The organism is Shewanella gelidimarina (assembly GCF_023283945.1).
Classification (GTDB): Bacteria; Pseudomonadota; Gammaproteobacteria; order Enterobacterales; family Shewanellaceae; genus Shewanella; species Shewanella gelidimarina.
The window spans coordinates 83,906-105,723 of record NZ_JAKIKW010000016.1 but is presented as its reverse complement, the minus strand read 5'-3'; the positions used below and the strand labels follow the sequence as shown (position 1 = coordinate 105,723).

Genomic DNA, 21,818 nt, shown 5'->3' with positions numbered 1-21,818 from the left:
ACCAGATTCAAATCAACCTCGTTTAACCGTGCGTAAATCTTTATATTCAAATGGTAATACGTGAATTTTTGCGTATTCAAATCCATCTAAAAATGCTTGCTGCTGCGCTTTAACTACGGCTTCAGGTTCCCCGCAAAGAAACACTCTGTTATGACGATTAATGGGGTGTTCCTTGGCAGCAAGCTCAAAAGGTTGTATTTGCAGGCAACGTTTCTCAACCAAATCAACCGGGGCCGCAGCGGTAATACAGGCGCGATAGTAGACATTCTTGTGCGCCAACATCAAAGATAAGCATTTTTTATGCAGGTAAAGTTCCTCTGCTGTGCGAGCGCCATGATAGAGATAGATATCAGCTTGATGCGACATGTCTAGTGCCTGCTCAACAATGCCCATCACGGCGCCGATACCCGCACCATGGCCGATTAAGATAAGCTTATCCTGCTGATATGTTGCTTTATAGATACATTGACCTAAAGGCCCTTGAATGAGGAGTTGCTCACCGATACTGGCGGTACTAAATAGCCAACCGCTAAATTGACCGTTATATTTTCGGGTAATATGCAGCTCGATGACATTGTCGTCAAACACCTTAGCAATGGCGTAACTGCGTGTCAGTCCATCAAATCGCCTGAGATTGATATATTGCCCAGCATAACAATCAAGGTTTTCAGACAATTTAATCACTACTTTCATTACACTTTCGGTCATAAAAATGCGCTCAACCAATTGCGCAGACACAAACAAGTCTTGCTCAATCACCGTTTTGAGTTTGAGTCCTTCTGTGGGTTGGCACTGACAAGTACAGAGGTAATGATTGGCTTTGAGGCGAGCACTTAAGCCACGCTGCGAACCTGGGGACAGTTCTCCCCCCACATGCTGTACCAAGCACGTTTTACAAGCCCCTTTTTTGCAGGAGTAGTTTATCGAGTTACCACTGCGAATGAGGGTCTCGAGTACAGATTCATCTTCATCTGAATCAAAAGCTTGGCCATCTAAAAAGAAAGTAGTCATTGGGGAAGGTTTTTTCTCAATTAATAACAAAAAATATTATGATCTCAAGCGCACTTCCATAATAATGTAGCTAAAATTATACAAGCCCATTTCTGCTTTGTAATCGTTTTGCGACAAATTATCGCAAGCCTAGCACTAGCTTCCATGCAGCAGAAACGAGTGCTCATTCATCATAGAGAAGTAAAGGTCAGTATGTCTATTGCCTCAAAAACACTTACTGGATTTAGAGATAAATACCGCCAACTCCCCCGCTACCAACGCCTGCTTGCGCTTGCGCTGACGCTGTATCTTATTTTTACCGCCATTTTAGGCTTGTTGATACCCTATATTGCCGTTAAGCAGGTGCCGAAGCAATTATCAAATATGCTCCAGCGCAGCGTGACATTAAGCGATGTCCGCATAAACCCGTTTACCTTAAAAGTGGCTATCGACCAATTTCAAATACAAGAGGCTAAGACTAACCTAAACAGTAATGAATTTGTTGGTTTTGAAAAGCTTGCTTTTGAATTTCGTTTTTGGCATTCCATTTTCAATACTGCTTTTAGCATTGCAGATGTCACACTACTAGCACCTTCGATTCATGTTGAAAGGCTCGAAGCTGATAACGATCTGACCTTCAACTTCAGCGACATCCTCGATACTCTAGCTCAAAATAGCGCATCAATGCCTGAAGAGCCGTCGGCACCATCAACCGGCTTACCCCACTTTATGGTTGCGAATTTGACTATCGTTGATGCTGACTTGCGTTTTATCGACAACATCACTCAAGGAAAACTGCTCTACCCCCAAGTGAATCTGCATATTCAGTCCTTTGATTCTCAAAATGCGCTGTCAGCGTCAATGCAGACCAAAGAGGGTGAGGAAAGTAATCATTATGCAATCCATCTTGTCGGTAATAAAGGCGGGGAGATTACAACGCAGGGTGTGGTTCAATTAGAACCGCTGTCCATTGTGGGTGATATCCAATTAACCAATATCCAACTGCCGCAGTTTTGGTCATTTGTTGAAAAGCAATTTATTGCCAATCTAACAAGCGGTAAACTCAGTGTCGATAGTCAATACCGCCTCGAGGAAAAGAGCGACTACTTCCAAGTGACAACAAACAATGGAGTGGTAAAGCTCGAAGATATCACCTTGAAAAACAGTGATGCCATTATTGCAAGCTTACCGACTTTTTCAGTTGAAGGTATTAACCTTGATTTACATGCGCAAACAGTCACAGCCGAACGACTGCGTTCTCAAGGCTTGGTGGTTAACACGACGTTGGACCAAAAAGGCAGTAACCTACAAAGGCTATTACAGCCAAAGCTAGCGGAAATATCAGCGGCGACCCAGCAAAAATCAGCGTCTAACAATCCTATTGATAACACCAAAGCAAGTTTGCCTTGGACTGCGGTGTTAAATGCTATTGAGCTAGAGAATTACCAAGTCAATCTTAACGAGAAAATAGTCACCCAAGGAACACTGTGGCAGATAAGCGACATTAAGCTACTCACCGACAAAATTAATGCCGACCTATCAACGCCCATAGACTATCAACTCTCGCTCAATATTAATCAGCAAGGGTCATTATCATCCAATGGCAGCATCGATATTAAGCAGCAGAAATCGGTTAATCAGTTAGCACTGTCAAAATTAGGCTTAAGCCAATTTCAGAACTATCTCAGTCCCTATCTCAATATTGATGTAAAAAAGGGCCAACTTTCTACCCAAGGGACGTTAGAGCTAAACAATGCTGCCGAGCAACTTAGCTATAATGGTGCGATCAACATTAACGACCTGCTCGTTAAAGATACCGTGCAAAAAAAGACACTGCTAAAATGGAAAAGTGTCGATATAAATCAATTTGGCTTCGATAAAGCCGCCAATAGCATTGAAATTGATCATATAGCACTAAAGCAGCCCTATGGCCGTATCATTATCGCTGAAGATAAAAGCACCAACTTTGGCGAGTTAATGGTAAGCAATAGCAACCCAGAGGTTGCAAGCGATGCGGCAGAAGCCTCACCGACAAAACAACCAGCATCAGCGCCGTTAGCGAGTAAAAATGGTAAAGACACCTCTACTGCCATGGCCATTAGCATCAATAAAATCAGCTTTGATGACGGCTCTACCTTCTTCGCCGATAATTCACTCACGCCTAATTTTGCCGCCAGTATTGAACAACTTGATGGGCAAATCACTCAGCTATCATCATCGAGTAAACAGACTGCATCGGTTGACATAAAAGGCAAAATTGACCGCTATGCCCCCGTTACGTTAAAAGGCGATATCAATCCATTACTCGAGCAACCCTTCTTAGATTTAGCGCTCAGTTTCAAACATGTAGAGCTTACCTCTGTAAACCCTTATTCGGGCACTTACGCTGGTTACTATATTGATAAAGGCCAATTATCGTTAGATCTTAATTACCGACTCGAAAACAACCAACTAAAGGGTGATAACCACTTAGTGGTCGATCAACTTCAACTCGGAAAACCGAGTGACAGTGGACTGGCTACCACCTTGCCAGTCACACTTGCTATCGCCCTATTACAAGATAGGCATGGCGTTATTGATTTAGGTTTGCAAGTATCTGGGGATTTAGACGAGCCGAGTTTCAGCATTGGCAGTATTGTGATGACCGCATTTACTAACGTCATCACTAAAGCCGTTACCGCGCCCTTCTCGCTTCTTGCTGGCTTATTAGGTGGCGAGGATGATGAACTTGATAAAGTGAACTTCCCCGCCGGTACCGCTAATCTGGACGACAAGGCCAAGGAGACCTTAGGGCTTCTTGCCAAAGGCTTAGCAGATAGACCTATGCTAAAACTAAATGTCGAAGGCGCCGTTAATGTGGCTGAAGACAACCGCGCACTGGCTGAAGTGCAATTGCGACAAAAGCTAGCGCAGCTAGCTCAGATAGAAGTAGAACAGATGCCAGCGGACTTAACTGCCAGTACCTATCCGACATCTGGCGCATTATCTGATGCACTAAAATTACTTTATGAAACAGAAATTGCCACTCCGGCCATTGATGTAAAAATCGCGATTGAAACCGATCATCAAGGAGATAATGCCCTTACCGCTGAGGAGTTAGCGACCCGTTGGCATATTGCGTTATATAATTTCAGCCTCGGCGGCCAGCGGATCTCTAATGATGCATTAGGTGACTTGGCACAGCAGCGAGCCAGTGCGGTTAAGAACTTCTTAGCAGACAATAAAACCGTTGCACCAGAAAGGGTCTTTTTACTCGATAGCAAAGTCGATTTAAATACCGGCGCCAGCCAAGCGTTACTGACATTAACGGCGAACTAAAGCGGCTGCAGATTTAAGCACATCCCGCACGATATAAGGCACCTTAATTTAGGTGCCTTTTTATTGCGTTTATTTCGTTAACACACCACTAAACCTCGGCTTAATAGACCCATTAACATGGATAATCCTTTCTTAACCTCATTCGCTAAGGTAGTGTTTAACTCGGTATGTGAATAATACAGTGATTTTTAATCGCACTTTATTTGAATAGCACTTTAATGGACTAATTATCATCAATCTCGCCCTTATCAGCCAGCCCACGGCGCCCAATGCACAGCTAGCCATCAGTAAGTTACTCTCAAGGCTAGAGGTTACTACGCCGAAAATTGGTTATATCGCTTCAGCGCCTGATCCAAAGCAGGAATATTACAGACAAACCCAACAAATCTACTCAGCCCTTAACGCTGAGATGGATGTTTATTTGGAACTTGAATCCGAGTTTTCCCAGCAAGCGCTTGATGCATTATTAACTTGTGACGTGATCCATCTTTCAGGCGGCGATACGCAGCGATTCCTACAGGCGATAAAGCAGCGACAGCTCATTGAACCTCTTAACACATTTGCAGTGAATGGCGGTGCTATCGTGGGCGTAAGTGCGGGCGCAATTTTGTTAACGCCATCAATCGCCAGCGCAGCACTTTGCGGTGATGAAGTTAAAGGCCCACAAGAAGAGCTAAATGCATTAAACCTCGTCCCCTTCCAATTTGTGCCGCATTTCGAAAGCATTCAATTGAGCCGGGGCACTTTTAACCAACAGCTTAAATCACTTACACATGCTGTTTACTTGTGTGGTGACAATGACGCGCTGTTGCTAGCAGACAAGAAAATAGCAATATATGGCGCACCAAGGTTAATTGATTTTGACGCTAAATAAACGATTTCTAATCAAGGCTGTTAACCCAGCATCGCATGGGGTAAAATCCTCGCGAATCAAAACACATTAAGGGCAGTAAATGTTTGTTATTCGTTGGGTGCTAGGCCGGATCATTTTGTTTTTTAACTTTATTTTCACTCCAAAAAAGCTTAAGCGTCCTATCGCTGAACAGCAAAAAGTAGATGACGTTACTAAGAGTATGACCATCTATGAATACAAAGCTTGTCCTTTCTGTGTGAAGGTACGTCGTTCATTACGTCGTCAAGGTCTTAACATCATCACACTCGATGCTAAGCAAGAGCCCCATAAGAGCACCTTGCTTTCTGAAGGCGGCAAACTTCAAGTGCCATGTATGAAAATTGAAGAAGCAGGACAATCAACTTGGATGTATGAGTCGTCAGCCATTATCGGATTTTTAGATAAGAAGTTTGCTTAAGCGCCAAAGCGTTTAGCAAAAACTGACTAGAAAGGTAGCATTTATGCTACTTTTTTTTGGCCATAAACTCAAAAGTTATTCCATTGCCATTGCTCATCAGCAACATACTTCGCTTTTCACGTACCATTAATGATGCGTGTCTATGGTTACTCCAAGCTTATTATATTCACATTAATTAAGATCAATTTCAGGATGATCTTTTATTCCATACATCTCCTCCATCAGTTTCAAGTATAAATCTAATGGTGGCATTTTCATGTCTGCACGTCGCTTATCTACATTAGCTTCATCTTCGATGGGACTAAAAACAACTTTACCGTCACTAATATCAGCTTGAGTACCATAGATTTGCTTGTTCCCCTGTGAAATTAATACTCTGTCAGTTAAAAGTGCAACTTGTTGCCCTGTAATGCCCTCATCATTTAAATATGACTTTTTTAAATGAGGTAGCATTTGTTCTTTAAACGTAACATCAGGTGAATGTTGTATGATCAAAAAGGCAGCTCCCAGTCCTTCAGTCCCAACTAGATCCTTAGTTACCCATGAATACTCTTTTACGATAGCTTTTAGTCTAATGGTGTTGCTTTCATCAATTTGTAGTAGTTTTTCTAATAATTCTTTCGGTGCATTTGTCCACCCAGCTTTTCCAACTTCATTTCGAATATTTTGGTCTGCAACACCCATTCTAATCAATTCACTCTGAAGTGAAGAATTTATTTCTGCAAAAGAATAAAAAGGTATTAACAATATAATAAATAGATAACGCATACACTGAACACTCCCTGTCATAATCGTGGTAACGTAAATCTTAGCCAGCCATTGATAATCAACAACATACTTCGCTTTTAACGTGAAATCAACGGTCAGCGTACATCAACTCTTTAGTTGAGAAGCTTTCAGCCCCCTCTCTATTGATAACGTTTAATAACGAATGATTGAGTTGATAATATTGGATTTTGAGGTGCTTAATCTGCTTACAGGTACTGGCAACTGTAGGGGAAATGCCGTGGTCGTTTATCTAAATGCTCACAATAGCGGCTTACCTCCTGCAACGCTCCGACTGGCCATGTAAAACATGCCAAAATTCAGTGGAATGATGGGTATCTATGGTTACATTCAGCGATTTAAAGGTACAAATTCTTTCTATCTCGAGCTTGTTCAATACTTGAGATAGGACGCAGTGGCACTGTCTATCCTATCTGTTCGATATGAACCTAGCTTTTAACGGTCATACATTTTTATAATTTTACCCTTAACTCAGCATCAATCGCTTTGAGTGTATGCTCAATCACCGTTAGAGCATGCTCAAGTTCCTGCTTTTTTTCACTCGCAAGACGAATAGCGAGAGAGAATCTATTTTTAAAACTATGAGTAAAAACCAAATCTGGAAAAACCAATTCTCCAGATTCGAAATCTAGAAGTTCGTTGATAAGCGGAGCGGTATGAGTCATAACAAGATTTGCCTGTGTTACTTCAAGCCGCTCAACGATTTGGTAGGTACGTTCGAGTTCTTGTAAACTGCTTACAATACCTCTGTTTTTAATATGGATTATTTCACCGCTGTAAATCAATGTTTGGTACACACTGCTTTTTCGCCTAAAGTCCCCATATTCAAGTAGCCGATACACTTTAGCGGCTAATTTATTTAGTTGTTCGCGATCGGCATCAACGATCAATTCAACCCCAACAACATAGTCGTTTATACGCTCTGTTATGCCATATATCTCAGCACTGAGAAGCTCTTGGTCTTCGATTAATTGGGTTTGCATCGTTTGGTAATATTGGAATTCAACTAAGTCTGCTTTCTTCTCAATATTATGATTATTGACCTGCAGCGCAATAAGAATACCAACAACCACTAAAAATATTTCGCCAATAGCATAGAAAATGTATTTTCCAATTTTGCCATCACTTAGAAGGTTATGGCGTATTCTCTTTAACTGTAAAAACACTATTAACCCCTATATTTATTGTCGCTATATTCGAATGCAGCTAACCGCTGTTTCAATGGCAGCACGATAATGTTCTTGCCAGTTCCATTAGCGCAACTCAAGCGGCTACCACTAAGCAATTGTTATAAATCAATTCCCCCCACAACGAACCGATAAAAAGCACAATTTCGTCGGAGAAAAAAAGCGTGCTTGTTTATTAAAAATAGGGGGCGCCTGCAAGCTTGAACAATCATTGATAAGCATAGCTTTCGCACGGCAATATGCAGCCTTTTAAAGGCTACATGCCAACACGATAACCACCATCACTATCCTTTGTTAATCATTCCTTTAAGCACGATGTCGTGGTAACTCACCAGACCGACGATTTTACCCTGCTCGACCACTGGCGCTTTGGTAATGCCGAAGCGGTCAAACAAGCGCGCGCAATAGCGAACATCCATTTTTCCATCCACTGCCAGTACCGGCTTAACCATGATTTCGTAGATATTGACTCGCTCAGGGGCTTTATCTAGTGCTAATACTTTTTTGGCTATATCACTCATCAGCACCATGCCATATTCGTCGTCATCGTGGCGCTTATTAACGAACAACACATTCACTTTATGTGAAACGGCTTGCTCAATGGCCTCTGCAACGGTTTGTAGCCCGTCTACCATGGCATAATCTTGGCACATCACATCATGGTTTCTGACTAGGGTTGACTTATTCATATCTGATCCTCAATATCATGACTCAACTTTTGTACTTGATGCGCAACACCAACAGCATCTTCAACATCGATTTGAATCGCGATGCCTTTTCCTGAATCGCTATCGAATCCGCCCACTTTATTGACTGTTTCTAAAATCGCTCGGCTAAGGTGCTCTTCCACCAGCAACAAAACCACATCGCGCTGAATATCGAGTGACAAGCCCATAAAGGTTTTTTGCTTCTTGAGCCCTTCGCCACGAGCATGATTAATCACAGTAGCACCGGTAGCGCCTTTGCTTCTCGCAGCATCAAGTATGTCGTCGGTACAAGCATCGTCTATAAAGACAATAATGAGTTTAAAGCGCATTATTTCGCTCCTTTTGAGCTCTGTTTTTGTATTCAACCAGTTGGGCATAAGCCATCACGCTGATTATCGGAAATAAGCTGGCAAAAGCGATTAAGCCAAAACCATCAATCAGCGGGTTACGACCATCGACGTTGGTCGCCAGCCCTAATCCCAGTGCAGCCACCAAAGGCACGGTAACGGTGGAGGTTGTTACGCCGCCAGAGTCATACGCCAGTGGCACAATCATTTTTGGAGCGTAAAAAGTCTGGATCACCACAATAATATAGCCTCCTAAAATGTAGTAGTGAATGGGATCGCCAACCACAATTCGAAAGCAACCTAGGCTGATCCCAAAGGCAACGCCAATGGCTACGGAGATCCGTAACCCCTGAATACTGATAGTGCCGCCAGAGACTTCATTGGCTTTAATGGCCACCGCAATTAGCGAGGGCTCAGCAATCGTGGTACTAAAACCAATGGCAGCAGCAAAGATATAAACCCAGTAGTAATCTTGCCATGCGTTGATGGTAATAGAGGGGTCGTCCGCATGGATAAACGCGGGTGAGGTCAGTTGCTCAGCCATAGTCTCGCCGATGGGAAATAGCGCCAGTTCTAAACCGACTAAGAAGAAACTCAAGCCTAAAATAACGTAAACGAAACCCGCGGCGACTTTGCGCCAGTTGGCAATTGGACGTTTTAACACCCCTAGCTGGAAGCCAAATAGAATAATTGCGATGGGCACGACATCACGCGCAGTTAACATCAAGGTGTTAAGTACCTTTAATAGCATCTCCATTACAGCACCACCATTCCGTAAATAAGTACAAATATCATCGGCATTAAACTGGCGAAAGCGATTAAGCCAAAGCCATCTAACATGGGGTTTCGACCTTTAATGACACTGGCTAATCCAACGCCGAGCGCGGTAACTAAAGGTACTGTGATAGTTGAGGTGGTCACGCCGCCAGAATCATAGGCGATGCCAATAATGCTCTCTGGTGCAAATGAGGTCAGCACCATCACCAAGATATAGCCAGCAATAATAATGTAATGGATTGGCCAGCCTTTTAAAATTCGCACCACGCCTAATAGGATTGCAAGCCCTACCGATAAGGCGACGGTGAGTCTAAGCCCCAGAGCATAACTGTCCATTGAAGCTTCACTCTTAACGATGGCGCCTGCCTCTGCGGCAACCTCAGCCGCTTCATTAGCGACCGCGGTTAATGCGGGTTCGGCCAGTGTGGTACCAAACCCTAGCGAAAATGAGAACACGACCAGCCAAAATACGCTGCCCTTTCTCGCCAATGATTGCGCTAGAGACTCCCCTATCGGAAACAGCCCCATTTCAAGGCCAAACACAAAGAAAGTTAAACCTACGATGATGAAAATAAGACCGATTAGAATAGAAAACAGATTATCTGGCGCTTGATGCAATACAAATATCTCAAAAAAACTGACCACTAGAATGATAGGGATAAGATCTTTAAAGCTATTTAGCATCGCTTTTAATAACTGAATAATTGAAGCCATACTCACTCCTTTGGGGCTACAACTTCAGTCTGCCAAAACCAATATAAATCACAACAAATGATTAACATTATTGTTGATATATGTGAGCCAGGTCATGGTGTTAACTACCTCTTAGTGGATTACATATCCACAAAAGTACGCTAGGGGTATTAAACCCGTGTTAACAGATGAAAGTGACTATTATTCGCAACATTTATCACTATTGACCATACACTCAATCGCGTTGATTCCCCCTGTATATGACAAAGGTAATAAATAAGGATAAGGTTAATTCACTCACGCTTAGAAAAATGAATTATAGGGCTAGGTTGATGACAATTGAGGGTTTACAACTCGGCGGTTGCCTTTGCGGCGCAATAAGATATCAGATAACGGCAGCTCCATTTTCAGCTGATTTTTGCCACTGTCGTCAATGTCAAAAAAGCACTGGGTCGGTGTTAGGTGCGTGGATGGATTTTAATATCGATGAAGTATGCTGGTTAGTGGGTTCGGTAACCGAATTTAACTCATCAGAGTTTGTAAGGCGTGGTTTTTGCCATCATTGTGGTTCGCAATTAACCTTTAGAGATACTCGTCATCCCAGCTATCTAACATTGTCTATCGTATCACTGGATGAGCCAAATGCTGTCCAGCCCAGCTACCATATTCACACTAATAGTCAGTTACAGTGGTTAGCCTTAAATGACACTTGCGTTAAATATCCTCAATCGAGAAGCTAAACGAGCCCCCTCACTAAAGACCGTTATTGCATGCACAAATACATTTTTCCAGTCATCAGTGACTTCAATCAAACAGCCAATGGGGTTGGTATATAATGAATATAGTGCATCACTAGAAGCATCACCAACTCTTGAAATTGTACCTCGATGTGGGCACTGACACTGACGTTGATAAGCCACCAAATATTGATTGCAAACGTGACAACTAATACTGCTGACAAGTGTAATAAGATACTCCGTCATCAGTAAATACCGCCTCCAAGCCCTCTAATACAAAAGTAGCCTAATGTAAAAACAGCTAAAGCCCCTGCTAACTTACTTAAATATACGTTATGCTGATCAATAGAAACCAATTATTAACATAAAAACAATAATGAAAAAATACCCTCTACTGTTAATTTTATTACTTTCAGCCTGCAGCTTTACTAGCGAAATAGTGCCAGAAGAGTTCGCAGGTCAACTCACTGATTCATTTAAAACAGATATCAAAAGTAATGGCTTAAAACTATTCACCTATCGCGCTAAGCTAGTTAAAGATAATAATGCTCAGCAAGTTCCTCTGCCCCATGAGCAGCGAGCATCACAAAAGAAACGCGCTAAAAAACGTTATCAAGGACCTGATTTAACGGCTTGGACGCAGAAAATTGAACATGGTCTTGGCCAGACAATTGAGATGACCGGATATTGCAGAGAAGGTTATATCGAGATCAGCCGCTCCATTCAGTATGACCGTGGCAGTATTCGAGGCGAGTGCAAAGAAGGGGCCACTGAGAAGGATATCGCCAGATTTGATTCTTAAAATAGCGATAACAAGGGCCTCAAAAGAGACCCTTGTTATCCGTATTATGCCCTTAGCTCATTACCTTTAGCGCTAAAACTCACTTTGCCAAAGTCTTCTAATATTGCGTAACAAGCAGGTACCATAAATAGCACCAGCGCGGTCGAAGCAAAAATACCAAACACCATTGAGATGACTAATGGCTGCAATACTTGCGCCTGAATACTCGTTTCAAGTAGCAGCGGTAACATACCTGCAGCAGTGGTCAGTGATGTAATAAACACGGCTCTAAAGCGCTCCTTACTGGCACTCACTACCGCCTCATGCACAGATTGCCCTTCATCCACATGAAAACGAATATATTGCACTAGCAATATCGAGTCATTAACCACCACCCCAGACAACGCAATAAATCCCATTATCGAAGGCATACTCATGGAAAACCCCAGCAGTAAATGTCCCCAGAAAACACCGATAAGGCCTAACGGTATTACCGCCATCACCACTAACGGCTCAAGGTAACTCTTAAACTGCAAACTCAAGATAGCAAATACCCCCAATAGCCCCAGAATAAAGCCGGACACCATTGAGTTTCGAGTCGTGGAACTTTCTTTGACTTCACCTTCAAAACTGACCCGCACTCCTGGGTAACGCGTTAATAGCTTGGGTAATAGTTCCTCTTTAAATGCGGTGTTAATTTCTCCCCCATTGGCTAAATGAGTATCCACTTCGCCAGTGATGGTAACAAAGCGCATACCGTCTAAACGTGAAATTTTGACGTAGTTACGTTGCCAAGTGAAATCTGCCACGGCTGACAGCGGCACCTGTTCGCCAGACGTATTGAGAGTAATAGGAAAGTTAGCCAGATTTTCAAGTTTTGCAGCGTCCCCTTTATCGAGTTGCACATCAATTTGAATACTCTCTGGACCCACTTGAATGTAATCTGCTGTTTGATGAAAATAAGCGCCCCTCAATTGGCTCGCTAACATCATGCCGTTGACACCAAATGCCTCTGCTCCTGGCTTTAAGGTCATTAAGATTTCAGACTTACCAGGACGCATACTGTCCATGACACCCGATACACCGTTAAAACCACTAATGTATTGCTGCACATCAATTGACGCAGATTTAAGCTGCTGTAAATCATCACCACGCAGACGTATATCTATTGCGCGGCCCGCAGGTCCCATTTTCGGCTGTTTATACACAATGGCAATGGGATCAGCTAATTCGCCTACGCCTTGCTCCCATTCACGGATAAAGGTGTTTATCCGTGTTTGCCGCACCTCGGCGCTGAGCAGGTCGATCTTAACCGTCGCCACATGCGCGCCACTCTCGTTGGCATCACTATTGAAGTTAAACCGTTCCGTAATATGCTGTATTAACGGCTGACCATCTTCATTTTTGCTATATTTTTCATTCAACACCTGTGCTGCGCTAACAATCTTGGCAACCACGAAGTCTGTTTGCGCTAATGTAGAACCCGGCGGCAAAATTATTCGCGCCTCCACCACATCGCCATCAAGCTCAGGAAAGGCAATAAACTTAACCATTCCACCCGCAGCTAACGATACTGATATCAGCAACAAACTAATAACCGCGCCCATAAAGGCATAGCGCCAAGCAATAACCCACTCCACAGCGGCGACTAAATTGACGGTTCTAAAATGCTCGAATCGGCGGTTAAACTCGGTTTTAAATCGACTGGTTTTACGATCTTTTCCTTTAGCTGCATGGGCTAAATGGTTCGGTAAAATCAAGAATGCTTCAACCAAACTCACGGTCAAAATAAGCAAGAGTGTTTGCGGCACCACTCTGAGCACTTTACCCATATCACCTTCCATAAAGGCGATGCTAGAAAAGATAAATACCGTGGTTAAAAATGATGAAACAACCCCCGGCAGTACTCGCTTAACGCCTTTGATCACCGCTTCTGTTTTATCTAAACCACGTTCGATATGCGATGCAACCGATTCAGCAATAACAATGGCATCATCCATCATAATCCCGATCGCCATTAAAAAAGCCACCAAGGTCATGATATTGATCGTCAACCCCACTTGCGCCATAAAGAACAGACTACCCATAAATGCCACAGGTAAGCCCATTGCGACCCAAAATGAATAGCGAAAGCTGAAAAATAACCACATACATAAAAAGACCAGTAACACCCCTTGCCAACCATTTTTAGTTAGCATAGTAAGGCGGTCCCACAGTAAGGAGCTTAAGTCATTAGAGGTACTGATATTAACGCCACTGGGAGTGCGTAATTTTTCGGCCTCTAAGAAGCCCATCACTTCCTCTTTTAAGCGCAGAGAGTCTTGTGATTTGTTCTTAAACACCGTAAGAATGGCCGCAGGTTCGCCATCAAAACGAACATGATCTTCATCTAATTCAAATCTGTCGGTCAGTTTGGCGACATCTCGTAAGCGCACCACGCCGCCCTCGGCATTAGAACGGATCACGATATTGGCCAGCTTATCCGCTTCAACTTCTCGTTGGTCGAACCTTATCAAGATGTTCTTACTTGCGGTCTCTAACGTCCCACTGGGTAGCTGCACATTTTGCTGTTCAATTTGAGCAGCGACATCGGCAACACTCATGCCTAAGCGCTTGAGTGCATCAAGCGAGATCTCGACTAATAGTTGATGTTGCGAAAAGCCAGCAATCTCAACTTGGCGAATGCTGGTATCAAGCTTTAAACGCCGCTTAAAATCCTCTGCATAGTCTTTCAACTCTGGTTTGCTGGTTGATGCCGACAATGCAATATCGATGATCGGCTCATTAAAGTTAAGCTCTTCAACGATGGGGGGTTCTATCTCTGCTGGGAAGTCTTTAATTGATGCGATTTTTGTTTGAACATCGACCAGATTACGCCCTAAATCGGCATTGTCATCGAGCTTGATAGTCATCTGTGCAACGCCTTCCAAAGCGTCACATTTAGTTTCAACAATGCTGCCGAGACTGTCGATCGCATCTTCCATGCGTAAACAAAGGTTTTCTTCAACGTCTTGGGGTGACGCGCCTGGTAACACTACTCGTGCACTGATGTAGTTAGGCGAAAACTCAGGGAACGTTTCACGCTTTAGCTCAGGTAATGCCTTTATACCCAAAATAATAAGCGCCAACATCAATAGATGAGTTGCTGTAGGATGACGCACAAAAAAGGCAATCACAGCGCAGGCTCCTCGTTTGTGTTTGAAACCTCAGCATTGCTGTTATGACTGCGCAGCGCCATACCGGTTACTGCGGGGATAATATCGGTCAATACCAGCTGCATATTGTCATTAAGATCGCCTTGCACCGCAGCATGTCCTTCTTGACGAAATAACACCTGTACGTCAATTATTTGCAAGCGGTTCTCGCTATCCATTAAATACAACTTATCACCATGTAAAGCCCGCTCAGACACCATCCAGTAGTCTTTTGCACTGCCTTTAATACGTGCGCTAACAAACATGCCGTGAACTAACGGCGGTGATTGGCCAATTTTGAGTTCGCGATATTGCTGTTTAACTTGTAAAACTACACTGACCGTGGCCAATGTTGGGTCAACAGTTTCGCCAATACGACTTATTTTTGCTGGCCATTTAAAGACATAAGCAGCACTTTTAAGGGTGATTTCGGCGGTTAACCCAAGCGTTTCAGCATTGGGTAACTCCTTATTCAAAGATGTTGGCTTATCGACGGTTTTCATTAATGTCATTAGATCGGCGAGCGATAACTGCGCCTCAACTTCCATGATCTCCGTTCCATTGATCCTTGCCAGTACTTGTTGTGGCGAAACAACTTGGTTGTTTTCCACATTGACCTCGGAAACTCGGCCTTCGAATGGCTGGCGAATTTCCGTTTTATCGAGCTGGCTTTGTGACTCATCTTCTCGCGCAACGGCTTGTAACAATTGCGCTTGTAGCACATCAGTTTCGTTTGGCATTAGGTTAAGGTTGTTGTTTAAATCTTGAATTTTTTGCTTTTGAACCAGCACATTCTGGCGCTCACCATCAAGTTCAGATTGAGAGATCAAATTTTGCTTTCTTAACGTCTCTTTACGTTTAAGATCGGATTTGACCAGATCATAGCGATTGGTTTCAATTTCAAGTGACAACTTAAGATTTTCAAGCTGTAACCCTTTACCGATCAGTTGACCCTCTAATGCTTTTCTATCGGCTTGTGCTTGCGCTAAACGAATTTGATAATCGAGCGGATCTATCGATAATAGCAAAGTCCCTTCGGGGATCATTTTTCCGACGGCTAAATCTGGATGCTTGTAAATAATTTTACCGCCGACTTCAGGCAACAGTTGCCATTGCACCTTTGGTGCTACACGACCAAAAGCGTCGACTTGAGCGACAACAGAACTTTTGTGCAGCGCAATAACGTCTACCAACTTACTTTGCTCCGACTGCTCCTCTAGAGGGGGATGGCCCTTAAACATAATCACTGAAAATAACGTTACGACACCTACGGCGACAGCGGGGAAAAAGTACCAACGTTTACCCTTAATTACATCCATCAGTCTTGCTCTCCAAATAAACCTTTCTCGAGTAACTTAATATTGTGTTTTGCTAATCTTTGATAAAAATCGTCATCTAATTCAAATCCGTGCAGCTCGGCCATTGATAGTGGGATCACAAAGGGGAAGATCATTAAGCTCATCATCGACATCTTAACCAACATAGGATCGGTATCACTGCACTTGTCTAACAGCGGCTTCGGCATTGGCGTTAGATTGGCTAATGGCGTGAACAGCTTAAAAATGACTCCTTTGGCTTCATGTGAATGTTCTGAACTCATGAGCCTAAACAGAAAACGGGGAAAATCGGGAGTCTCTGTCATCGTTTGATAAAAATTGTCTAAAATATCTGACATCTTTAGTGGGTTATCACCCTGGTTAATCGTTTTGCTACGTTGTAACACTGGCGAGATAAATTCGGCAATCATAGCTTCAAATAGGCCAAGTTTATTACCGAAATAGTAGCGGATCATCGCCATATTGACCCCAGCTTCTTCAGCGATTTTGCGAATACTCACTTTGTCATAATCTGAAGCAATAAAGCAGATACGCGCAGCGCGGATAAGGCTGTCTCGTACTTGGGTAGCAGATTCGCTTTTTTGATCGGTCATGAAGGGTCTACTTAGCGTTATTCACTTGAATAACGCTAAGTCTACTTGCTCGATGTTGATATTGCATGATTTATCGTTATTCAAAAACCCTGCTTGTGAATAAACATTGGACCCACTGAAATGAGTTTAAACAGATTGAAATGGTTCAAGTTATGGCTATAGCAATTTAAAGTTAATTTGATAAAGCGCTTGGATTTCTGGATAGATCTCTCTGATTAAAGTCTTTAACTCTACTAGAGTCATATTCTCCTGCTGGGCATGCAACGAGTTTAAGTCGTCAAACTTAACCCAAGCGACGCTTAGAATGTGTAGCTGACCGTAACAGGTTGCGGTTTCTAAATTGGCCACATTGACCGTTTCGCCAGCTTCAAAGTGAGATTCACTTTTATCTCTTAAAGTGATTGTCTTACGACCTGCCAGAATATCATTCTCAAAACGTTGGAAAAAAGTGATCGTTTGCATTTTATCTCTACTCAAATGTGTCGGTTAATTTAAGGCTAGTGATCTCGTCCTACCCTGGAGATTAAATGCAGAAGCTAGAGCGGAACCGTATGCCCAAGCCGAGAATAACAATTACTCCAAGTTGATGTCTTGAACTCTGTCACTTCTAGACATGCAAAATTGTGCATTTAGAGTTTGTTTGGCGATTACGCTATTAACACGACGCCCGCAACTGTTGCATAGTGCCGAAATACGTTGTGATATCAAGGCGAAGCTCGTATGTCATCGCCGCTAATGAAGAGTGAGTTGTAGACCAGTATAGCGGCCTTTTATCCGCTTAAAAATGCCCCAAACTGTATTCGCTAGCCATCTTAAAATCAACATCAGCACATATTTGTCTGTTTGAATATCTACAAATTAACGACATACTTAAGGAATTGGGGTCGGTACTGTGGCGTAGCGGTCAGCTTTAGGGTAAAATCCGCTTCCGATTTCAAGCTTGGCGCACAATGCGCTAAGCTTGTCTTAGATTGACGTATCGTAGAGAACACATGAACAAAAAACAGAAAATGATCAAAATGACGGCGAAGCGTGCCAAGGCTCGTTTAAATAAGCACACTCCTCCTACGATCAAAAAATACGTATCTAAGGCTGAACGTGCTGAGAATTTAGCTAAGCTTGAAGCTGAAGAGTTAGCGGCACAGAGCGCTACAGCGACTGAAGTATCTATCGATACTAGTGAAGCTGATGCCACACCAGCCAGCTAATTAGGTTTGTGTTATTGAGCTTACTTGGTTGATGGCCCCTTGCCTTTCACACCAATAAGCTCAGCAATTTCATTACTCGCTTCACAATCCTGCTCTTCTGTCACCATTGCCATATTTGCACATGAAGAAGACAACGGACTTTGGCTGCTTAAACTTAATTCCTCATCAAACTCACTTACCACTTCAGCTCTAGCAGTCTGCGGCACGCCACTCGTTTTAGTCTGTCCTTCGGTAAGACCTCTGACCTTATCCACTAAACGATAAGCCATTAACACACCAAGTACTCCAAAGATAATGGAACCTATAGCTTGGCCCACAAGTACTCCGTAAACTCCGCCCCACTTAGCCCCGAAATACACAAATGGGATAGTCCCTATCGTTGCTTTACCGACATTAAATAACGTCGAATACTTAGCTTTACCTAAGTTATTAAATGAAGCGTTTGCGACAAACAACACCCCCGAAAAAATGAAAAATATCGCAATATAACTACAAAAGAATAAAATCAACTCCGCGGCATCACCTTTCATGTCGAACACGTTGACGATTTGATTACGGCTTACAAATAGCAATACTGAGACCACCACTACATAGGCGCTACAAAACTGAATCGCACGGGTCAATGACTCCTTCACCCGTCCAAACTCCTGAGCACCATAATTTTGTCCTACAATCGGTCCCACGGCGCCCGATAAGGCAAAAATCATCCCAAATGAAACCGGAATTAACCTGCCTAATACCGCCCAACCCGCAACATAACTATCACCAAAATCAGCAATCGCACGTGTCACAACAGCATTACCAATCGGTGTTGCAACGTTGGTGAGCATTGCAGGTCCCGCTATCGCAAAAATTGGCTTTAAGTCAGCAATAAAATGATCCTTATTAAAGCGACCAAATAAATTATGCTTAACCATTACCCCTCTTGCTGCCACTATAAGTACCGCCAAGCGGGCTAAAACAGAAGCCACTGCGGCGCCTTCTATTCCCATCGCAAACATAAAGATAAAAATAGGGTCGAAGATCGCGTTGACGCCACCGCCGACTAAAGTTGATATCATCGACAATTTTGCATCACCAACGGCTCTTAAGGCGCTACCTAGCGCCATTGCCAAGCAAATCAACGGTAATGAAGGCACTAATATATAGAGGTAATCTGCTGCTAGTTCCGCGGTTTTACCGGTTGCGCCCACAAGGCTCAGCAGCTCGGGAATACAAAGAAAGACACTGATAGCCACGACGATGCTGATTAACAAAGTGACCACAGCGCTATTCAGTAACAAACGCTTGGCCTTTTTCATCTCTTTAGCGCCAATAGAGCGTGACACTAGCGCGCCCAGAGCAATGGATAACCCGATACCAATAGAGGTCGTAAAAAATGAAATGGTGCCTGCATAGCCCACGGCGGCGGCAAGCTCTTGTTCACCCAATAAACTCAAGAAAAACATATCCAACAAATCGACCACAAACAGCGCAGATATACCAACGGCAGCCGTTGAACTCATCGTCAAAATATGCCGCAGAATCGATCCTTGTACAAACTTGGCTACTGCCATAAAACCTCTTAGCCTGTGGCTAATTTTGATGCACCTTTAATGTCGGGGCAGCTTTAATTTATGAGTATTGGCTGAACTCGCTTCACTCAAACAACGCTAAATATCCGTTTCAAGTTCGCTACCACACTTATCACAATACAATGCACTGTTTTCGTGGCCCACTTTCAAACAATTACTGCAACGGCGTAAATCTTTACTTCTCCCTATCTCTTGAGAGATCTCCGCGGTGAGAATACCCGTAGGAATAGCAATAATGGAGTAACCCAACAGCATCGTAAATGCGGCAATTGCCTGCCCTAAGTTAGTGCCGGGGGTAATGTCGCCATAGCCAACAGTGGTAATGGTGACGATGGTCCAGTAGATAGATTTTGGAATTGAAGTAAAGCCATTATTGGGGCCTTCAACAACATACATGATTGAACTTAACACCACGACGATTAAACTGACCGAGAAGAAAAACAGAAAGACTTTACGGCTCGATTGTATCATTGCTCGTAACAGTATATTACCTTCACTTAAATACCGTAAAAGCTTGAATACTCTAAATATTCTAAATAGTCTTAAGACTCTTATCACCATGGTGAAATTGGCACCTGGGAATATTAACGCTAAATAAGTCGGCAGTATGGATAACAGGTCCACTACCCCATAAAAGCTTTTAGCGTAACTTAGCGGACTGGCTGAACAATATAAACGCAGTAAATATTCCACTGTAAAAATGAGGGTGAAGCCCCACTCTAAGACAGTAATTATCTCGCCATATTTTTGATGGATATGTGCAACGGTATCAAGAAAAACCAACATCACGCTAAGGATAATACAGACCATTAAACTGATATCGAAAAAGCGGCCTGCGGGAGTATCAGTTCCAAAAATTATTCGACGAAGTTTAAGCTTTAATAAGCTTTCTGAATCCGTTTCATTTACCATTTTGACCGCTGTTCCTTGCTATACAGTGCTTTAAACTCATTCGACTTAAACCGAATTATCAAGGCATTAAAATAGATGATACGAATAGTGTGACACGCAAACCGCAAGAGCTCAAAAATAATCTTATCCGTATACATCAACAATCAAGGTTTTTGAGGTAACATAAGTCATATATTCACAAGCTAAGGGCGTTATGCTCAGGGTTGTACATGCGTTTTATTTGTTTTTCCATGCTCAAAGTAACACTGCTGTTATGTAGTCTAATTCCAAGCCTCTCATTCGCTAGCGACAAAGCCGATTTAGTCGTCGTCACCAAATCAACAGCAAGCTTATCATTATTAAGCCAGGGCAAAATTTTCAAATCCTATCGAATAGCGATGGGCGATAACCCTGTCGGACATAAACTGACCGAAGGCGATCAACGCACTCCTGAAGGCCGTTATTTACTCGATTATAAAAAGTCAGACAGTGCCTACTATCGTTCAATTCATATCTCCTACCCTAATGATGAAGACAAATTACGCGCCGATGCTTTAGGAATTCAGCCAGGAGGACAGATAATGATCCATGGTGAGAACCCCCATTCAAACCTGAGTCCAAAAGAGGCACAAAATTACAATTGGACCGATGGCTGCATCGCGGTGACCAACGCTGAAATGGATGAGTTATGGCGTGCGATTGACGCGGGCACTCCAATCGAAATCTGGCCTTAGCCGTTATTTGTTAAGCCTACAAGGCTGAATAATTATCTTTCATCGACTCAGTCTGACGTTTATCAGGAAACCTTTGTTATGACATACGAGCAATTAAGCCAAAGTTGGCCCAGCTTCAGCCAATCAATTACCGCCTTTATCGGTGAACTGGGACTAGACACCCTTAATCTAGAATGCGATCACAGCGCTTTACGCGTCAATACCACAGTCGCTGCCAATGAGCTACGAAGCCAATTTGCAAAACACGGTAATATCATCTCTGACAACATGATCAATGGCAGGCCCATCTTGATTATTGAGCTTGATGCACCACTCATGCTAAATGATACTAAGATCCATTGTGTTGAACTGCCTTACCCTGGTGAAAAAACATACCCACAACAAGGTTGGGAACATGTCGAGCTGGTATTTAAGTGCAATGCCATTGATTGTGAGTCGTTAAGCCAACAGCTCGTTAGCGCCGTGCCAACACTTGCGCCTATCATTGCCGGCACAACCGATATTAAGGTTAAACAGAGTTCGCCAAAGGGCGATAAAGAGCGACTTGCTAACCCGACTATCGCCTTTAAGAAAAATGGTCTGTGCGTAAAGGTTCACCCCCACGGAATAAAAGCGGTGATAGCGTCTGAAGCCTAGCATTATAAAAACAGCAAC

At 43.1% G+C, this 21,818-nt stretch carries 21 protein-coding genes; 8 read left to right on the top strand and 13 right to left on the bottom strand.

Annotated elements, in window-relative coordinates:
- Positions 1-12 precede the first annotated feature (12 nt).
- Entirely contained in the window at positions 13-1,011 is a 999-nt protein-coding gene (locus L2729_RS14310; protein ID WP_248988872.1) for a 2Fe-2S iron-sulfur cluster-binding protein, read from the bottom strand.
- Positions 1,012-1,155: 144 nt separating this feature from the next.
- Between L2729_RS14310 and L2729_RS14305 the strand changes: the two genes are divergently transcribed.
- From L2729_RS14305 to L2729_RS14295, 3 genes are all read left to right on the top strand, one after another.
- Positions 1,156-4,308: a DUF748 domain-containing protein gene (locus L2729_RS14305; protein ID WP_248988871.1), complete on the top strand. Its 3,153-nt coding sequence runs from the start codon at positions 1,156-1,158 to the stop codon at positions 4,306-4,308.
- A 226-nt stretch (positions 4,309-4,534) separates the two neighbouring features.
- Positions 4,535-5,182 (top strand): Type 1 glutamine amidotransferase-like domain-containing protein, encoded by a 648-nt coding sequence (locus L2729_RS14300; protein WP_346347762.1) that lies wholly within the window; start codon positions 4,535-4,537, stop codon positions 5,180-5,182.
- Positions 5,183-5,261: 79 nt separating this feature from the next.
- Positions 5,262-5,618 carry a glutathione S-transferase N-terminal domain-containing protein gene (locus L2729_RS14295; protein WP_248988870.1) on the top strand — a complete coding sequence of 119 codons (357 nt, stop codon included), beginning with the start codon at positions 5,262-5,264 and terminating at the stop codon, positions 5,616-5,618.
- Positions 5,619-5,789: 171 nt separating this feature from the next.
- On the opposite strand, the gene L2729_RS14290 is transcribed toward L2729_RS14295, so the two are convergent.
- The 6 genes from L2729_RS14290 to L2729_RS14265 form a co-directional block, all read right to left on the bottom strand.
- Positions 5,790-6,386 (bottom strand): DUF6624 domain-containing protein, encoded by a 597-nt coding sequence (locus L2729_RS14290; RefSeq protein ID WP_248988869.1) that lies wholly within the window; start codon positions 6,384-6,386, stop codon positions 5,790-5,792.
- Between the two features lie 470 nt (positions 6,387-6,856).
- On the bottom strand, positions 6,857-7,570 hold the full coding sequence (locus tag L2729_RS14285) for a DUF6090 family protein (protein WP_248988868.1): 714 nt from the start codon (positions 7,568-7,570) through the stop codon (positions 6,857-6,859).
- 305 nt (positions 7,571-7,875) lie between these two features.
- Positions 7,876-8,280, bottom strand: coding sequence for a CBS domain-containing protein (locus tag L2729_RS14280; protein WP_248988867.1), 405 nt, complete (start codon positions 8,278-8,280; stop codon positions 7,876-7,878).
- The gene (locus L2729_RS14275) at positions 8,277-8,627 is read right to left on the bottom strand and encodes a P-II family nitrogen regulator (protein ID WP_248988866.1); all 351 of its coding nucleotides are present in this window, start codon (positions 8,625-8,627) and stop codon (positions 8,277-8,279) included. Before L2729_RS14275 ends, L2729_RS14280 begins: the two co-directional genes overlap by 4 nt.
- On the bottom strand, positions 8,617-9,402 hold the full coding sequence (locus tag L2729_RS14270; RefSeq protein ID WP_248988865.1) for a DUF1538 domain-containing protein: 786 nt from the start codon (positions 9,400-9,402) through the stop codon (positions 8,617-8,619). Before L2729_RS14270 ends, L2729_RS14275 begins: the two co-directional genes overlap by 11 nt.
- Positions 9,402-10,136, bottom strand: a complete 735-nt coding sequence (locus L2729_RS14265; RefSeq protein ID WP_248988864.1) for a DUF1538 domain-containing protein — start codon at positions 10,134-10,136, stop codon at positions 9,402-9,404. Before L2729_RS14265 ends, L2729_RS14270 begins: the two co-directional genes overlap by 1 nt.
- A gap of 311 nt (positions 10,137-10,447) precedes the next feature.
- Here L2729_RS14265 and L2729_RS14260 point away from each other — a divergent pair, with 311 nt between their 5' ends.
- Entirely contained in the window at positions 10,448-10,855 is a 408-nt protein-coding gene (locus L2729_RS14260; protein ID WP_248988863.1) for a GFA family protein, read from the top strand.
- Positions 10,856-11,228: 373 nt separating this feature from the next.
- The gene (locus L2729_RS14255; protein WP_248988862.1) at positions 11,229-11,654 is read left to right on the top strand and encodes a hypothetical protein; all 426 of its coding nucleotides are present in this window, start codon (positions 11,229-11,231) and stop codon (positions 11,652-11,654) included.
- A 44-nt stretch (positions 11,655-11,698) separates the two neighbouring features.
- On the opposite strand, the gene L2729_RS14250 is transcribed toward L2729_RS14255, so the two are convergent.
- From L2729_RS14250 to yqfB, 4 genes are all read right to left on the bottom strand, one after another.
- Positions 11,699-14,809 carry an efflux RND transporter permease subunit gene (locus tag L2729_RS14250; RefSeq protein ID WP_248988861.1) on the bottom strand — a complete coding sequence of 1,037 codons (3,111 nt, stop codon included), beginning with the start codon at positions 14,807-14,809 and terminating at the stop codon, positions 11,699-11,701.
- The gene (locus L2729_RS14245; protein WP_248988860.1) at positions 14,806-16,146 is read right to left on the bottom strand and encodes an efflux RND transporter periplasmic adaptor subunit; all 1,341 of its coding nucleotides are present in this window, start codon (positions 16,144-16,146) and stop codon (positions 14,806-14,808) included. Before L2729_RS14245 ends, L2729_RS14250 begins: the two co-directional genes overlap by 4 nt.
- Positions 16,146-16,757, bottom strand: coding sequence for a TetR/AcrR family transcriptional regulator (locus L2729_RS14240; RefSeq protein ID WP_248988859.1), 612 nt, complete (start codon positions 16,755-16,757; stop codon positions 16,146-16,148). Before L2729_RS14240 ends, L2729_RS14245 begins: the two co-directional genes overlap by 1 nt.
- 156 nt (positions 16,758-16,913) lie before the next feature.
- The gene (yqfB, locus tag L2729_RS14235; RefSeq protein ID WP_248988858.1) at positions 16,914-17,219 is read right to left on the bottom strand and encodes a N(4)-acetylcytidine aminohydrolase; all 306 of its coding nucleotides are present in this window, start codon (positions 17,217-17,219) and stop codon (positions 16,914-16,916) included.
- A 530-nt stretch (positions 17,220-17,749) separates the two neighbouring features.
- Here yqfB and L2729_RS14230 point away from each other — a divergent pair.
- Positions 17,750-17,965, top strand: a complete 216-nt coding sequence (locus L2729_RS14230) for a DUF2986 domain-containing protein (protein WP_248988857.1) — start codon at positions 17,750-17,752, stop codon at positions 17,963-17,965.
- 20 nt (positions 17,966-17,985) lie between these two features.
- On the opposite strand, the gene L2729_RS14225 is transcribed toward L2729_RS14230, so the two are convergent.
- Positions 17,986-19,521 (bottom strand): MATE family efflux transporter, encoded by a 1,536-nt coding sequence (locus L2729_RS14225; protein WP_248988856.1) that lies wholly within the window; start codon positions 19,519-19,521, stop codon positions 17,986-17,988.
- Positions 19,522-19,617: 96 nt separating this feature from the next.
- A complete protein-coding gene (locus L2729_RS14220; protein ID WP_248988855.1) occupies positions 19,618-20,451 on the bottom strand; it encodes an ion transporter in 834 nt (277 codons plus the stop codon).
- Between the two features lie 230 nt (positions 20,452-20,681).
- Here L2729_RS14220 and L2729_RS14215 point away from each other — a divergent pair, with 230 nt between their 5' ends.
- Both L2729_RS14215 and L2729_RS14210 read left to right on the top strand, forming a co-directional pair.
- Positions 20,682-21,164: a L,D-transpeptidase family protein gene (locus L2729_RS14215; protein ID WP_232775184.1), complete on the top strand. Its 483-nt coding sequence runs from the start codon at positions 20,682-20,684 to the stop codon at positions 21,162-21,164.
- A gap of 78 nt (positions 21,165-21,242) precedes the next feature.
- Positions 21,243-21,800, top strand: coding sequence for a VOC family protein (locus tag L2729_RS14210; RefSeq protein ID WP_248988854.1), 558 nt, complete (start codon positions 21,243-21,245; stop codon positions 21,798-21,800).
- The last annotated feature ends 18 nt before the right edge of the window (positions 21,801-21,818 follow it).